This window comes from Gloeothece verrucosa PCC 7822 (assembly GCF_000147335.1).
Taxonomy (GTDB): domain Bacteria; phylum Cyanobacteriota; class Cyanobacteriia; order Cyanobacteriales; family Microcystaceae; genus Gloeothece; species Gloeothece verrucosa.
Map to the genome: position 1 here is coordinate 1055683 of NC_014501.1, position 15715 is coordinate 1071397.

A 15715-nucleotide genomic window follows, 5' to 3' on the forward strand; every position below is an offset into this window, starting at 1 on the left:
AATCCCCCTTAATAAGGGGGACTTTTTTTAGTAATAGTTAAGGCAACCATTCAGGATCGAGAACTTGCTCAACGGTATAAGGACATAATTCAGGAAAGATTTTTAGCTCAGTTTTGCGAATCACTGAACGTCGAGCATCCTGGTAAGTTTCATCATAAATAGAAAGCAAATAATTATAAAGCGTTTTACTCCGTACCAACATATTTAGCTGTTTTCTAAAAATATCGATTTCATCTTCCCAACCCGATGCACACCATTCTTTTTCAGTTTCCCAATATTGATACAACAGCAAATGTCTAAACAGTTGATATAAATATCCTTCCACCTTGTTTTTTTGCTCTCGTCCCAAAGATTCAACCTCCTCAATTAAATTGTCCCAGTCTACCTCCTCAAAATTACGAGATTTTAATTGCTTAACGATTTCATCTATCCATAAAGGAAAGTCTTGTTCATATAACGCCTTTAGCTTGGGTAATATTTCTGTAGTCATAAGCGTTATGGAGGTTTACTCAAAAGTTGGGTTAATTATAAATATTTTAGCTATAGCCCCCCTTAATAAGGGGGGTTGGGGGGATCTTTTTATTATTGCCGGCCAGTAAAGCACTGTAATTATACACACCCCAAAAACCAAAAAACGCCCCCATATTGCAGAGGACGTTTTTCAGTAACTATTTAGTTGTTAGAAACCTTAGCCATTGATGCTAGGAGCAACGACGGGTTCAGCAGACGCTAAGTCTAAGGGGAAGTTGTGAGCGTTGCGCTCGTGCATTACTTCGAAACCTAAGTTAGCGCGGTTTAATACATCAGCCCAGGTGCTGATTACACGACCTTGTGAGTCGAGAATAGACTGGTTGAAGTTGAATCCGTTGAGGTTGAAGGCCATGGTAGAGATTCCCATTGCGGTGAACCAAATACCGATTACAGGCCATGCACCGAGGAAGAAGTGTAAGCTACGGCTGTTGTTGAAGGACGCATATTGGAAGATTAAACGTCCGAAGTATCCGTGAGCCGCTACGATGTTGTAGGTTTCTTCTTCTTGTCCGAACTTGTAACCATAGTTTTGAGATTCTACTTCAGTTGTTTCACGAACTAAAGAAGAGGTTACTAAGCTTCCGTGCATTGCAGAGAACAAGCTTCCACCGAATACACCAGCTACTCCCAACATATGGAAGGGGTGCATTAAGATGTTGTGTTCTGCTTGGAATACGAACATGAAGTTGAAAGTACCAGAGATTCCTAAAGGCATACCATCAGAGAAGGAACCTTGTCCGATGGGGTAGATTAAGAATACTGCGGTAGCTGCGGATACGGGTGCAGAGTAAGCTACACAGATCCAGGGACGCATCCCTAAACGATAGCTTAATTCCCACTGACGACCCATGTAGCAGAACACTCCGAGTAAGAAGTGGAATACTACTAACTGGTAAGGGCCACCATTGTACAGCCACTCATCTAAAGAAGCGGCTTCCCAGATGGGATAGAAGTGTAAACCGATAGCGTTGGAAGAAGGAACAACTGCACCAGAGATGATGTTGTTTCCATACAGTAAAGAACCAGCTACGGGTTCACGAATTCCATCAATGTCCACAGGGGGAGCGGCGATGAAGGCGATGATGAAGCAAGTGGTAGCTGTCAGCAGGGTGGGGATCATGATCACACCGAACCAACCGATGTATAAACGGTTGTTGGTGCTGGTGATCCACTGACAGAACTGTTCCCATACGGAAACGCTTTCGCGTTGCTGTAAAGTAGTTGTCATATGGCTATGATTTCTATGAAATTATCAAGGTACAGATTGTATAATCTGATTATATCTTAAAAGCTTTTTTAAGTTTTGTAAAGATTTATCACAAAATATTTATTTATGTTAAGTATAAAATTATCTTATGAAGACCTCGCCGTTAACAGGGGGGTTGAAAAATCAAAGTGAGCCTCTCTGGCTTGGTGAGTAACAATCTAAGCTTGTATGCTGAATATATAAGTTTATCAGCAGTAAGAGAGTTTCTTCTTTCAATTGCGCTATGAAATAAGAAGAAAGTCTAAAATTGCTTTTTTTAAGGTTATGACAACCTCACTCCTGATCGTCGAGCTAGTTTTATGTCGAGAAGAAAGAAGAATTTTCCCTGTGGTCACAAGGGATATGGACAAATATGTCATAAATGCGCCCAGCAGCAGGCAGAACAAAACCAAAAAAAACAAGAGAAAAATGCCTGGGAATCGACTTTTGCCACCGATCCTATTGATCTTAGAGCTTTACCGAAAAATGTGGTACTCAAAGCCAGGGAAATTATTCAAGGACTCCAAAATCAGAAAAACTATCGGGAGTTTCACGGTAAACGTCTTCGTCATGACCGCTTTATTATTAGCATTCCCGTTACACGTCATTATCGCTTGTTATGCCGAGATTATGGCAATTTTTTGGTACCAGAAGCCGTTATCTCCCACGAAGATTATAACGTCTGTAAGCCAGGCAGTTAGCACTAAAGTTATTAAATAAAGGTTAAAAAAAGAATGTCTGTTAGATGTGAAACATTAATTGCTAGAGTGAGTATAGCTTAATCAACTTGACTGAGGAACTCTGCCACAACTATAAATTAATGCAAATTTATCTAGACTACAGTGCCACAACCCCCCCTCGCCCAGAGGTGATCACCATCATGCAACAAGTCCTCGCCGAAGGCTGGGGCAACCCTTCTAGTTTACATAGTTGGGGACAACGAGCGGCAACCTTGATGGAAACCGCTAGAGTTCAAGTTGCCAGTTTAATTAATGCTGCTAACCCTGAGTCAATTATTTTTACTTCAGGAGGAACTGAAGCAGATAATTTAGCCATTGCCGGAGTAGCCAGACAGTACATCACCCCTCAACATATCATTATCTCTAGCGTCGAACATTCCGCCATCGCCGAACCTTGTAGACTTCTTGAACAAAGGGGATGGCAAATAACCCGCCTCAGAGTGGACCGTCACGGTAGAATTAATCCACAAGATTTAAAAGCCGCTATCCAACACAACACGGTTTTAATCTCGGTTATTTACGGGCAAAGTGAAGTGGGAACCCTTCAACCCATTGAAGAATTAGGATTAATTGCCCGCGCTAACGGGGTTCTTTTTCATACTGATGCCGTACAAGTGGCCGGACGACTCCCCATAGATGTCCAAAGACTCCCCGTCGACCTTTTATCCTTGTCGAGTCATAAATTTTATGGGCCTCAAGGAGCAGGCGCTTTATATGTTCGTCCAGGCATAGACTTAATTCCTCTGTTAGCAGGTGGAGGACAAGAAAAAGGCCTACGTTCAGGTACTCAAGCTGTACCCATCCTTGCCGGTTTGGGTTTAGCCGCTCAATTAGCCGCCGAAGAAATTAACCGAGAAAATCCTCGCTTAATGAGTCTGCGCGACCGCCTTTTTGATCAATTAGCCGATTGTCCTTATCTTACCCCCACCGGAGATCGATTACATCGCTTACCTCATCATGTCAGTTATTTAGTTAGTGATCCCTTCCAAGCAGAAAAAAAAGAAACCCTCACCGGTAAAACGCTAGTCCGTCAATTAAATTTAGCCGGTATTGGCATTAGCTCCGGTGCGGCTTGTCATAGTGGAAAAGTTAGCCCTAGCCCGATTTTATTAGCGATGGGCTACACTGATACCCAAGCCGTCAAGGGAATTCGCTTAACCTTGGGAAGAGAAACCACCCAGGCTGATATTGATTGGACAGCGATGGTGCTTAAACAAATCCTAGACCGTTTAATGCCTCGATTAGTCACCAGCAGAGGTTAATTAAACTAAAGATTAAATATCTTTTTCAATCTGGCTCGTAGCGAATAAATAATATCTGGATCGCTTTCTTTTGTATTGAGTAATCCTAGTGCTTGCCTAATCTTAATGAACAACTTAAAGCCGTGACCGATCATGATATAATTTTCCCAGATTGAGCCAAATTTTTGCAGAAAACATTAATAATTATTTATGACTCAAGTCCCTGCTAGTTTAGAAGAAGCTGTTGTCAAAGCCAAAGAAGCGACTCAAATTGCTCTAGAAGCTGGATTAGGTCGCTTACAAGTCGAATTAGTTATTCCTGAAATTGCTCTAGAAGCTCAAGGTCTTGCTCTCGAATTTACGTCATTGTTTGAACAATATGGCTCAGGTTTAAAAGTGCTTTTTCCCGATACCGGTGCAGCCGCTTTAGCGCGACGAGATTGGGGCGAAACCCCTTTTAAAATTAGTGACTTGGGAAGCCGCTTTATCCCTGTAGAAATGAAAGTCACTCCCGAAGATGAGGCTTTTTTGGTGGTCTGTCCTGCCTCCATCGAAATACAATCTGTGGCTAAACTCTGTGAAATTGCCGAACAAAGACCTGTGCTGCTTTTAATTCCTCAGTTAGAAGATGTTTCTATTGTGGGCATTGGTTATACGGCGCGTCAACTGCGAGACAATTTTTTAAGTACCCTAGAATCGTGTTATTATTTTAGACCTCTAGAAGGAGCCGCCGTTGTGCGTTCTTATCCTGGACTTTGGCAAGTTTGGCTAGAAAAAGAACAAGGCTATGAATTGATTGCCGAAGAATCTCAAAAACCGATGGGAGAAGCTTTAGAGTTAATAATTGCTCGTGCTACCGCAGAAATAGACCCCGCAAGTCCTCAGATGGCTAACGTGGCTCAACCCAAAAAATCGGGCTTACTGGCTAATATGCAACGCTTTCTCAAAGCTTTAAGTCAGTAATAGATTAATCAGCCAAGAAGTAGCCTTTAGTTCGTTTGCGCGTAATAGCAATGATCTTAACCACCACTGATGTTATTCAAGGAGCTACCATCACAGCCTATCTCGGGATCGTGACCGCAGAAGTCGTCTATGGTTCTAACGCCTTGAGAGATTTTTTTGCGGGTATTCGAGATTTCATCGGGGGTCGAACCGGCAGCTATGAAGAAGTTTTTCAAAAAGGACATCAAAGTGCCTTAGCTGAATTAGAACAACGGGCCCGAAAATTGGGAGCGGATGCCGTTATTGGTATAGAGATAGATACAGGAAGTATTAATATAGATGAAAGAGGCGTGCTATTGTTGATTACTGCTAGTGGAACCGCCGTCAAATTAAGCAACCGTTAAGAGTTGACACTGTAAAAGGACAATTTATTTAGCCGCCGTAGCCCCACTCCATCCCATAAATTTGTTGCCGATGCGGAAAATAATCCCATTGGCTAACCCCAGTTCTTCAGCCGCACTCACTAAGCCAGCATCTTGTGCTTTCACTTCCATGAGATCTTCAGGACAACCGGCAAAATCTAGACATAATACCGTCGAACAGTCCCAAGGTTCTCGAAAAACGCGACAATCTTTCGGTAAAAAGTTGACTCGAGTGCGGAAACGCTGAAGAGCTATTTTCTCTAGATTGGTGCTAGTGCAATCTGAAAATGAATATGGATGGTTCATAGTATCCTCAAAACATAAGCCGGATGATCGTTTCTCGGGTCATCTATTGGGCAGAATAGAAAAGATATAAACATTTTTTTAATCTTTGCTCTTAGTAACGATCAATCCCTTTCTTTTCTAAAATAACACTTTTGATTAAGTTTGGCTTCACCTTGTTACTCACTTTTAAAGGTTTGTTATTATTTTGCAACAAATGCCTTGAGATATTAGTTATTTTTAACGATTAATCTCTTCAGTTTTCCAGGGTTTGAGGACAAGTGATCAAAGGATTTTCCCAAAAATTTACCAAGTTTTAACTTAATCAGCTTAGATTTGGCTCTTGGGAAATGGCTAACCCTAGACTCAGATCTTGCACCAATTTATTTAAAACCTTGTCAAATCGGGGAAAGGTTAAAGGGGAAGGGTTAAAGGGGAAAGGTTAAAGGGGAAAGGTTAAAGGCTATTTTATCCTTTACTCGACCGGGCCCCATTGCCCATTGCCCATTCCCCTTTTCCCGACTTCTGTAAGAAGTCTATTGCCCATTGCCCAAGAAAGCGTAGATCTCGAACTGCTGCAAGATGTGAGTAGAGAGCGCAACAATGGCAAAAAACCTTAACGATAAAAAAATTTTAAATTTTCCTAAAATCATGTTATGCTTATAAATGACTCGGACTTACGCAACTACAACGCCCAAACCTTGTCAGGACCGGAAGGTAGCAGCAATACGGGATGCTTGTAGTAGGCGTGAACTCCGGGTCTTTTGGCATTTAGAGGTAGCCGAAAAATTCTCGAGCCTGGCGTAAGAGAGAAAATAACCGCCAATTTTGTCAAAAAATCCCTCAAGAATAGCTGCCAAGGCCAGAGAAATTTGTTGATTTTAAAGTGCCCAATCACAGCAATTAAAGATTACCTTATATTTTTGCAACAAGAGTGCTAAGGGGAACATAATAGGAGAAGATGCACTATCTTTTTGCCAACAGCCGCTAATGTCTGTCCATCCTTCCTGGTATTTACGTTTCCAGAAACTGCCTCTAGTCATCCTTGTGAGTCTGCTAGTATCAGGGATAATAGCCGGCTTGCGCCATGCAGGAGTATTTCAAGGCATTGAACTATGGAACTACGATCAGCTAGTTAAACTCCGCAGTCAACCGGAACCTGACCCCCGAATAGTATTAGTGGCCATTGATGATAGCGCCCTCAAGAAGCTGAACAGCGATAAAGTATCTGATCAAGTGCTAACCGAGGTGTTACAAAGCTTAGAAAAATACCAACCAAGAGTGATAGGGGTGGATATTATTCGAGATGTTCCCATTGGAGAAGGACGACAAGCACTCATTGACTATCTTAATAGTGTCTATGAACCGCTAGCCGGAAAAATTAAACCCATCATTATGACTTGTCAATTACCCTCTCCAGAACAACCTCAAGGGATTGATCCACCACCGATTTTAGATCTTGATAGTTCAGTGGGTTTTGCTAACATCGAAGTAGATGCTGATCAAGTCATCCGTCGTGTGCCGATTTCTAGTGTACCTCTGGCTAATGCGCCTCAAAAAAGTCAGGACAAAAATCTGATTAACGACACCAGCAAAGCCGGTTGTTTAGTCCCATTTTCCCTCGGTTTTCTAACCTCAATGAGGTATCTACAACAAGAAAACATCACCCTAAAACAAACACCAGAAGGTTTTTTTAAACTCGGTGAAATGGTCTTTAAACCCCCCACTCAAAGCGCAGCCGCCTATCGAAATCTAGACCCGAGTTTATATCAAATTATCCTGGATTATCGCTTATCTAATCCTGTTGAGACAATTTCTTTGAGTAAAGTCCTCGATGGAGAGATTCAACCCGAACAAATTAGAGATAAAATCGTATTAATTGGCTATACTACCAAAGACGATGTGCATTTAACGCCTTATGGCATGATTCCAGGGGTTTTAATTCATGCTGAAGTGATCAATCAGGTTTTATCCAATGTATTAGACAAACGCTCACCGATTTGGTATTTTCCTGAACCCGTCGAATGGTTGTGGTTAGCCACCTGGGGACTAGCCGGCGGCGTGATCGCCTGGCAAATTCGTCCGCTTTGGCAGTTTTATCTGATCCAAGGGGGAGCCATCATGCTCTTGTTAGGGACAAATTTTATCCTTTTCACCCAACAGGGATGGGTTCCGCTCATTCCCTCTCTAGTCACCTTAATCACTTCTGCACTGGCGGTGAGAACCCTACCTCAACTCAAATTGGCATCCTTATCCGAAAAACCGCTAGACTATCCCTCCACTCCTGACTCAGCAAAATACCAACAAACTCCAGTAGAACCCTCCACACCGGCATATAACTATCCCCCCCCAACCCTAGTAGAACCCTCCACACCGGCATATAACTATCCCCCCCCAACCCTAGTAGAACCCTCCACACCGGCTTATGACTATTCCTCGCCAACCCTAGTAGAACCCTCTGTTCCCCAACCGCGTCCTTCAAGCAGCGATCATCCTTGGACTAATGCTCAATCAACGCCTGAATCTGTCGCCGATAAAAAGCCTCTGATTCAACCCTCTCAACCCCCATCAACACCCACAGCACCTAGGCGAGAATTTGTTAGAGAAGATCCTTATCTTGGACAACGACTCGGCGAAGGAGGACGCTATCGCATTGATAGGCACCTAGGAGGAGGAGGGATGGGACAAGTTTATCTCGCTTCTGATACCCGACTCGGCGATCGCCCCGTAGCCATCAAAGTTATGACTACCTATTCATCTTCAGATAACGATAATTTAATTCGACGTTTTCAAAGAGAAGCTGAATTTATGGCGGCTTTTAGCAGCATGAATATCGTTAAAATTAACGATTTTGGCCTAACCCCAGAAGCTTCACCCTTTAAGGGAGCGCCCTTTTATGTGATGGAATATTTACAGGGAACAACCCTAACTCAACGTTTAGAAACAGTGGGAAAATTATCAATACAACAAGCTATTCCCATTATCCGGCAAATTTGCGCGGGACTCAAAGAAGCCCATCAAATGGGTATTGCTCACCGCGACCTTAAACCCGATAACATTTATTTAATCCCTCATACAGCCCTAGGAGAAATCGTCAAAATCCTCGATTTTGGTATTGCTAAAATTGTACGGGATGACACTAATCCACAAATAACCCGTACTCTAACAGCGATGGGTGCTTTTATCGGAACCTACCGCTATGCCTCCCCTGAACAATGTTTAGGAGATGCTAGAATAAATCATAAAACCGATATTTATAGTCTGGGGGTATTAATGTATGAAATGCTCAGTGGAACAAACCCCTATAACATCCAAGGTCATCAAAATACACAAGGTTATTGGATCAGTAGTCATATCAGCAAAAAACCACAACCTTTAAGAAGTCAGCCGGGCTGTGAAAATATCTCCCCAGAAATAGAAGCGGTAGTGATGAAGTGTCTAGAAAAATCGGCTGAGGATCGCTTTGCCAATGTGGACGAATTAGAGAAAGCTCTACAACAAGCATCCGGAAGCTTTTAGGAATTAGTATTTTGCCAGGTGTAGTTTTATATATAACCTATAATTGCAAGGGGGATCAAAATGATGAATAAAATATTTTTGGCTCTTGGAGTGTCCGCATTTGCTGTTAGTTTGTTACTAGAGAGCGTTGTTGATCCATCTTTTGCTTTTCAAACATTCCCCCCAACTTCAAATTATTCAGATAATTTTATTGCTCAAGCCGCCCGTACTTATAAAGTTAAATTAGGAGATACGCTTTTAGGGATTGCTTATAACAATGGTCTAACCCTGCAACAATTGCTCTCATTTAATCCGAGTTTACGCAATAATCCTGATTTAATCGGAGTCGGCCAAGTTATTAATTTGAGTCAACCGACATCGGGCACAAAACCCTCCAAAACGGCTCAAAAACCGCCCACAAGACAATCTGTACAAACGTTTAATCTTCCCACCATAAGACGCACAGGGAGTAGCCGCATGGGGGCGAGGCGAGGCGACCCTAAACAAGAATGTAGGAGTAATCCGAATGATAATTTAAGAGTTTTATTACCGGTTACGAATTTTGGTTATACCTTACAGGATCATCCGACTTTTTTCTGGTATATGCCGGAATTAAAAACTCAGGCCGAACGTCTTGAGTTAAAAGTACGTCCCGTCGAAGCAGATAGTTACCAAACTTATCAATTTATCAGTAATAATCAAAATGCGGGAGTGATGAGCGTGACTCTGCCGCCTGAAATGGGAGCTTTTGAGGAAGGAAAAGAGTATCAATGGGAAATTAGAGTTTACTGTAGCCGTCAAATGTTCATTGCAGCTACCGGCAATATTCAAAGACTATCTACCAATAATCCTCAATTAGCCAGTCAGCTAGAAAAGGCTTCAGTGGAAGACTATCCCGCCATCTTAGCCCAAGCTGGGGTGTGGTATGATGCAATGGCCACCTTGGCGGCTTTGCGAGCCGAAAATCCTACTGATACCAGTTTAAGGGCTGATTGGAGCAATCTTTTAAAGATGATCGGCTTTGAAAATATTGCTAATGCCCCAATACTTGCCAGAGAGGAAAAGTAGATATTAAATCAGTGGCTTTTGTTAATGAGCCTTAACTATCTCCTTGGATGACCTTGAAAAACCGCTTAAGAATTGTATTACTGTAGGGGGTATCTGTTATTTGCTCAATTAATTTGTCTGGGTCTTGTTGTTCTTTGATCAGGTTTTCGCGGTCAAAATTAATATATTCCCGAGAAATTTCTGGATCAAATTCTGGATGAAATTGAACTCCCCAAACGACTTCGCCAATTTTAAAAGCTTGGTAAGGATCTTTCTCACTAGAGGCGAGTACAATGGCATGATCAGGAAGTTTTAAAACAGATTGTTGATGACAAATATGAGCTTTAATGGTGCTAGGAAGTCCTCTTAAAAGAGGGTCCTGAGCCGCCTTTTCATCTAAATCAATATCCACCGTTCCAAATTCGCACCCCTTGGGATTTTTCCCCACTTCTCCGCCTAAAGCATAAGCTAACAATTGATGTCCATAGCAAATGCCTAAAATCGGCAATTCTTGTCGGACGGCATCCACTAACCAGGCTGCTGTTTTTTCACTCCAATCATGATGGTCTGTCACCATTGAACTCGAGCCAGTAATCACCACTCCTGAGATTTCATCGAAGTTAGGTAAAGCAAATGTCTTGTAAACTTCAGCAATGATAGTTTCTTGGCGGCTAATGCCCATCTTTGAAATAATCCAGTCTTCAAAATCTCCTTTTTCAGCAGGAATAGAAGTTAAAGTTTTTCCTGTTTTGATAATTAAAATTGGTTTAGTCATGATCGCCCTTGAAAATTCCAAATGAACAAACCTATAAATAATAGGCTTTTAACTTGAGAAATGATCCCATTTAAATGCTTTTCAGCTTGTGTAGAGGTCTTGGACTCAGCTAAGTCCCTTTTGCCGGGTTTCACTCATTAGTAAAGGGTAAGAGTTTGAAACTTATCTGAAAAGAATTAAAAAAGAACCAAAGCATAAATTTTTCGAGGAGACTGAAAGGACAGGGTGGACAAGCCACCCCTATATTCTAACTAACTTATCCAACTAACTGACAACAGAAGGCTCTTTACTAGAAAAGAAGCTTTTGAGAACCTCTTGGGCAATTTGAGAACTGGTTAAACCGAGATCCGCAAAAGACTGATCCGGTTTAGCATGATCCACTAACTGATCCGGTATGCCAAAGCGCTTAACCGGCACCAAAACATTATTATCTAATAATGCCTCAGCCACAGCAGAACCAAAACCTCCCATCAAACAGCCTTCTTCCAAGGTGACTACTTTACCTGTTTGTTGTGCCAAAGGTAAAATTAACTCGGTATCCAAAGGCTTAACAAAACGAGCATTAACCACCGATGCCTCTATACCATGTTCGCTCAAAATTTCAGCCACTTGCATCGCCGTGTTAACCATCGTGCCATATCCGAGCAAAAGAAGATCATCCCCATTGCGGAGAATTTCGCCTTTACCAATGGGCAAACTCTCCCATCCTTCTTCCATTAGAGGAACACCCAAACCATTACCCCGAGGATAACGCATAGCGATAGGGCCATCAGTATAATTGATGCCGGTGACGATCATCTGTTGTAACTCAGCCTCATCTTTGGGGGCCATAATGACGAGATTAGGGATACATCGCAAATAGGCGATATCATACATTCCCTGATGAGTGGGTCCATCTGCGCCCACAATTCCCGCCCGGTCCATACAGAAGAAAACGGGAAGGTTTTGAATGCACACATCATGAATAATTTGGTCATAGGCCCGTTGCAGGAAGGTAGAATAAATCGCTACCACTGGGCGCATTCCTTCACAAGCTAAGCCGGCTGCAAGGGTAACAGCGTGTTGTTCAGCAATACCCACATCAATATACTGTTTGGGCAGTTTTTGCTGAAGTTTGTCTAAACCGGTGCCTGTGGCCATGGCGGCGGTAATACCAATAATTTTAGGATTATTTTGAGCCAGAGTGGTTAAAGTATGGGCAAACACTTTAGAATAACCTGGCGGCTTAGGTTTACTCGAGGGAACCGGTTTACCCGTCGCTAGGTTAAAGGGACTTTGAGCATGATAGCCCACTTGGTCTTTTTCGGCCAGTTCGTAGCCTTTTCCTTTAGTGGTAGACACATGAACGAAGACCGGACCATGAACTTTATGCGCTTGTTTAAAGGTATCTATTAATTCTCGTAGATTATGACCGTCTATCGGTCCAAAATATTTAAAGCCTAGTTCTTCAATAACCGCGCCCACCTTGGGAACAGCAAGGCGTTTCATCCCTTCTTTTAAACGATCCATTTCTGGGGTAACATCACCAAAGAAAGGAAGATGTTTAAATTGTTCTTCTAAATTATCAGAAAGGAATTGAACCGGATCACTGAGACGAACTTTGTTCAAATAACGAGAAATTGCCCCTACATTGGGAGAAATAGACATTTCATTATCATTTAAAACCACCATTAAATTAGTGTGTGGTAAATGACCGGCATGGTTGATCGCTTCTAGGGCCATGCCTCCGGTTAAAGCACCATCTCCAATGATAGCGACAACTTTGAAATCTTCTCCTTTTGCATCTCTGGCTAAAGCCATCCCTAGGGCAGCAGAAATACTTGTGGAAGCGTGTCCCGCCCCAAAGTGATCAAATTTGCTTTCACAGCGCTTGAGATAACCGGCAATACCATCTTTTTGTCGTAGGGTATGGAAGCGATTGTAGCGCCCTGTGAGCATTTTATGGGGATAGGCTTGGTGACCTACGTCCCAAATCACTTTATCTCTGTCTAAATCTAGGGTTTGATAGAGGGCGATCGTCAGTTCCACCACCCCTAAACCTGGGCCCAAATGTCCCCCACTGGTAGCAACAGTTTGTAAATGCTTTTCTCGTATTTGACGGGCAACGTCTTCTAATTGGCGAATCGATAAACCATGTAGTTGATTGGGATGAGTAATTTCACTTAGATGCATATTGTCATGTTCTCTCGTGCTTTGAAACCCTAATATCACACTTTAAAGGATTTCAACCCCTTAGTTGGAATAAAAAGAAAACTTGTTACATTATTGCCGAGATCGATCACCTTTTTCGCCGTGCCCACGACTTGTTGTTCGCCCTAGGTTTTGACTAAAATAAGTCATGTGTCAACCTTCTCAAGTCACAAGTAAAATAAAATTGGATTTTATAGACTGTATGAATCGACTTTTTTACGCTTCCTGCTGGGACAATAGATAGATTTGAGCCGACTTATCAGTTCAATCCGCATTGAGTCGAAGTTTAAAGGGAATTTTTCAAGCCTTGTCTATGCTTGGATCTATTTCAGGGCTGAGTATTGATTGAGTAATAATTTGAAGCGGCTATTTTTGATTTGAGCGGCTACCCAATGGTTTTTTTGTCATTCGCTTTAGTTTTTGCTAAATTCCATTTCATTTTTCTAATAAATTCTTAATCTAACTTAAACAATTATCAGTGGCTAAGAAACCTTTAATAACTATAATTATAATAATTTAACTAGACTTGTCAAAAAATAACTTTATGAAAAAGTACATTGCAGAGTTCATTGGGACTTTCTGGTTAGTTCTTGGTGGCTGTGGTAGTGCTGTCCTGGCTGCGGCTATTCCTGATGGCAATAACAATCAACTTGGGCTAGGTTTTTTAGGAGTTGCTTTTGCGTTTGGTTTAACCGTGTTGACGATGGCTTTTGCCGTTGGACATATTTCGGGTGGCCACTTTAATCCTGCGGTTTCCTTTGGTTTGTGGGCAGGTAAGCGTTTTCAAGGTTCTCAACTCCTACCTTATATAATTGCTCAGGTTTTAGGGGCAATTGGGGCAGGTTTGATCATTTATCTAATTGCCAGTGGAAAGACAGGTTTTGCGCTTTCTGGCTCTAATCCTCTGGCAACTAATGGCTATGGCGAGCATTCTCCAGGCGGCTACAATTTATTTGCTTGCCTAATTACTGAAGTGATCATGAGTTTTATGTTCTTAATGATCATTTTAGGGTCAACGGACCGCAGAGCGCCTGTGGGTTTTGCGCCTATTGCCATCGGGTTAGGATTAACGTTAATTCACTTAATTAGTATTCCGGTTACCAATACCTCTGTAAACCCTGCTCGGAGTAGCGGCGTGGCTTTATTTGCAGGCACAGAACATATTGCTCAACTGTGGCTATTTTGGGTTGCCCCGATAGTAGGCGCTTTATTAGCAGGATGGTTGTATGAGGCGGTGTTTGCTGAACCAAAAGAGATAACCACACAACAAGAATTAGAACGCATTTCTTAAGCTTTAGATGAGGAGTTGGGCTTAGTGGGGAACACGAGCTTTGCACCCCAGTGAAGTCCAACTCTAAAGAAATTAGGCTGTTGCTCGGGAATGAATGGGAATTTGATAATTACTTTTGAGCCTTTTCAGAGGAAACTGAACAAAAGAAGCGGCTTGTGTGACTTCCCAATTTAATAATTGCAGTAGATAACAAGCAAAGACTTTAGTAATCAGCATTGCCAACTGTGCCCCTAAACAGGCGTGTACACCACCGCCAAAGGCAATAAACTCATACATCTTTCCTTCATTACGAGGAGATAGAAAACGTTCTGGATCAAAAACGTCCGGTTGCTTAAAATGTTCTGGTAGGATATGGGCAATTCTCTGTTCAGCTATTAAGACCCAACCTTTTTGATAAAGAACTCCGTCAAGGACAACTGATTTTGTCAATCTTCGGTTAACTGTGGAAGAGGGAGATAACGTTCTTAGGGTTTCTTTGATAGTTGCCTCTAAAAAAACCATTGCTTTTAACTGTTGAGAGGTGATCATTTTATCTGAGGTTTGTTCCCCCATAACCTCTATTTGTTCTTGAACAAGCCGCTTTTTAACTTCGGGGTGTCGTCCGATTTGATAGATTAAAGAAGATACCAAACCGCAAATTTCATAATGGGAGGCCCATAATTGCAAAAGACACTGGTTTTTAATGAAGATATCCTGAAAAACTCCTGTAGGATTTTCCTCTTGGCCAGCTAACATCATGGAGAGAAAATCTGCCTGAGAGTTAATCACTTCTCCTTGAGCGCGTCGCTGCTGTATGACTGACCCCATAAAGTCTAATAACTTTTCTCTGGCTTGATATCCTCTACCATAAACCGTTAGAGGAGATTTCCATTTTACTAAGCCATAAAAACCGTCAAAAAAAGTTTTATATAAAGCTTTTAGTTCAGTTTTAGAAGAGATAGGCAGTCCTTTCAAACTATCTTTTTGATTTAAATCAACTCCTAGTAATAAAGGAACTAGCACATCAAAACAAATCTTTTCTACGGCTGGAAAAACGCTCAATAAATCCGTAGTTTTCCAGGATTGAATTCCCTCTAAAACAACCTGATTAATCAGAGGAAGATAACCCTCTAACATTTTTCCTGTAAACGCTGGACTTAAAGCGCTCTTACGGGAGCGATGTAAATCAGTCCGTTGGAAAAGACTATATTGCCCAAACATATCCATAGTGGTTGGGGGTAAGGCAATTTCTGTGTAGTGCTGATCTCCATTAAAGGCCATTTGATTGACTTTAGCAGAACCCACAAAAACTGTTGTTTCACCAAAAACACCGGTTTTAAAAATCGGGCCATATTTAGCTAGATTTTGGCGGCAGAATTGATCGGGATCGGCTATATAGCTAAAGGTATCAAACCATTGAGGTTGTCTAGGAGGGAGAGTTGTTTCTGATGGTGGGGTTTGCCCTTCTTCTAAAAGCAAAAAGTTATTAAGAAGTTGATTAGTCATGAATTTACTAGATAATCTCAGATAG

At 41.9% G+C, this 15715-nt stretch carries 13 protein-coding genes and 1 other RNA gene; 8 read left to right on the top strand and 6 right to left on the bottom strand.

Annotation, left to right across the window (positions count from 1 at the left end):
• Positions 1-37: 37 nt before the first annotated feature.
• Together CYAN7822_RS04720 and psbA are read right to left on the bottom strand one after the other, a co-directional pair.
• Positions 38-490 (bottom strand): DUF29 domain-containing protein, encoded by a 453-nt coding sequence (locus tag CYAN7822_RS04720; RefSeq protein WP_013321096.1) that lies wholly within the window; start codon positions 488-490, stop codon positions 38-40.
• Positions 491-688: 198 nt separating this feature from the next.
• Positions 689-1759 (bottom strand): photosystem II q(b) protein, encoded by a 1071-nt coding sequence (psbA, locus tag CYAN7822_RS04725; protein ID WP_013321097.1) that lies wholly within the window; start codon positions 1757-1759, stop codon positions 689-691.
• 338 nt (positions 1760-2097) lie between these two features.
• Between psbA and CYAN7822_RS04730 the strand changes: the two genes are divergently transcribed.
• The 4 genes from CYAN7822_RS04730 (at position 2098) to CYAN7822_RS04745 (ending at position 5104) form a co-directional block, all read left to right on the top strand.
• Entirely contained in the window at positions 2098-2478 is a 381-nt protein-coding gene (locus tag CYAN7822_RS04730) for a DUF7682 family zinc-binding protein (RefSeq protein ID WP_013321098.1), read from the top strand.
• Positions 2479-2597: 119 nt separating this feature from the next.
• The gene (locus tag CYAN7822_RS04735) at positions 2598-3779 is read left to right on the top strand and encodes a cysteine desulfurase family protein (protein WP_013321099.1); all 1182 of its coding nucleotides are present in this window, start codon (positions 2598-2600) and stop codon (positions 3777-3779) included.
• A 189-nt stretch (positions 3780-3968) separates the two neighbouring features.
• Positions 3969-4721 (top strand): DUF1995 family protein, encoded by a 753-nt coding sequence (locus CYAN7822_RS04740; RefSeq protein WP_013321100.1) that lies wholly within the window; start codon positions 3969-3971, stop codon positions 4719-4721.
• A gap of 50 nt (positions 4722-4771) precedes the next feature.
• On the top strand, positions 4772-5104 hold the full coding sequence (locus CYAN7822_RS04745) for a YbjQ family protein (RefSeq protein ID WP_013321101.1): 333 nt from the start codon (positions 4772-4774) through the stop codon (positions 5102-5104).
• Between the two features lie 24 nt (positions 5105-5128).
• On the opposite strand, the gene CYAN7822_RS04750 is transcribed toward CYAN7822_RS04745, so the two are convergent.
• The gene (locus CYAN7822_RS04750; protein ID WP_013321102.1) at positions 5129-5428 is read right to left on the bottom strand and encodes a hypothetical protein; all 300 of its coding nucleotides are present in this window, start codon (positions 5426-5428) and stop codon (positions 5129-5131) included.
• A gap of 644 nt (positions 5429-6072) precedes the next feature.
• Here CYAN7822_RS04750 and ffs point away from each other — a divergent pair.
• The 3 genes from ffs to CYAN7822_RS04760 all read left to right on the top strand — a co-directional run bounded on the left by ffs (position 6073) and on the right by CYAN7822_RS04760 (position 9970).
• Positions 6073-6169, top strand: an RNA gene (gene ffs, locus CYAN7822_RS34870) — signal recognition particle sRNA small type.
• Between the two features lie 225 nt (positions 6170-6394).
• Complete coding sequence (locus tag CYAN7822_RS34430; RefSeq protein ID WP_013321103.1) at positions 6395-8923, top strand: CHASE2 domain-containing serine/threonine-protein kinase; 2529 nt, start codon at positions 6395-6397, stop codon at positions 8921-8923.
• 60 nt (positions 8924-8983) lie between these two features.
• A complete protein-coding gene (locus CYAN7822_RS04760; RefSeq protein ID WP_157871781.1) occupies positions 8984-9970 on the top strand; it encodes a DUF928 domain-containing protein in 987 nt (328 codons plus the stop codon).
• A 31-nt stretch (positions 9971-10001) separates the two neighbouring features.
• Here CYAN7822_RS04760 and CYAN7822_RS04765 read toward each other — a convergent pair whose 3' ends face one another.
• The gene (locus CYAN7822_RS04765) at positions 10002-10724 is read right to left on the bottom strand and encodes a glutamine amidotransferase (protein WP_013321105.1); all 723 of its coding nucleotides are present in this window, start codon (positions 10722-10724) and stop codon (positions 10002-10004) included.
• A 264-nt stretch (positions 10725-10988) separates the two neighbouring features.
• Positions 10989-12896 carry a 1-deoxy-D-xylulose-5-phosphate synthase gene (gene dxs / locus CYAN7822_RS04770; RefSeq protein ID WP_013321106.1) on the bottom strand — a complete coding sequence of 636 codons (1908 nt, stop codon included), beginning with the start codon at positions 12894-12896 and terminating at the stop codon, positions 10989-10991.
• A 544-nt stretch (positions 12897-13440) separates the two neighbouring features.
• Here dxs and aqpZ point away from each other — a divergent pair.
• The gene (aqpZ, locus tag CYAN7822_RS04775) at positions 13441-14205 is read left to right on the top strand and encodes an aquaporin Z (RefSeq protein WP_280989616.1); all 765 of its coding nucleotides are present in this window, start codon (positions 13441-13443) and stop codon (positions 14203-14205) included.
• A 72-nt stretch (positions 14206-14277) separates the two neighbouring features.
• Here aqpZ and CYAN7822_RS04780 read toward each other — a convergent pair whose 3' ends face one another.
• Positions 14278-15690, bottom strand: coding sequence for a cytochrome P450 (locus tag CYAN7822_RS04780; RefSeq protein WP_013321108.1), 1413 nt, complete (start codon positions 15688-15690; stop codon positions 14278-14280).
• Positions 15691-15715: the final 25 nt, after the last annotated feature.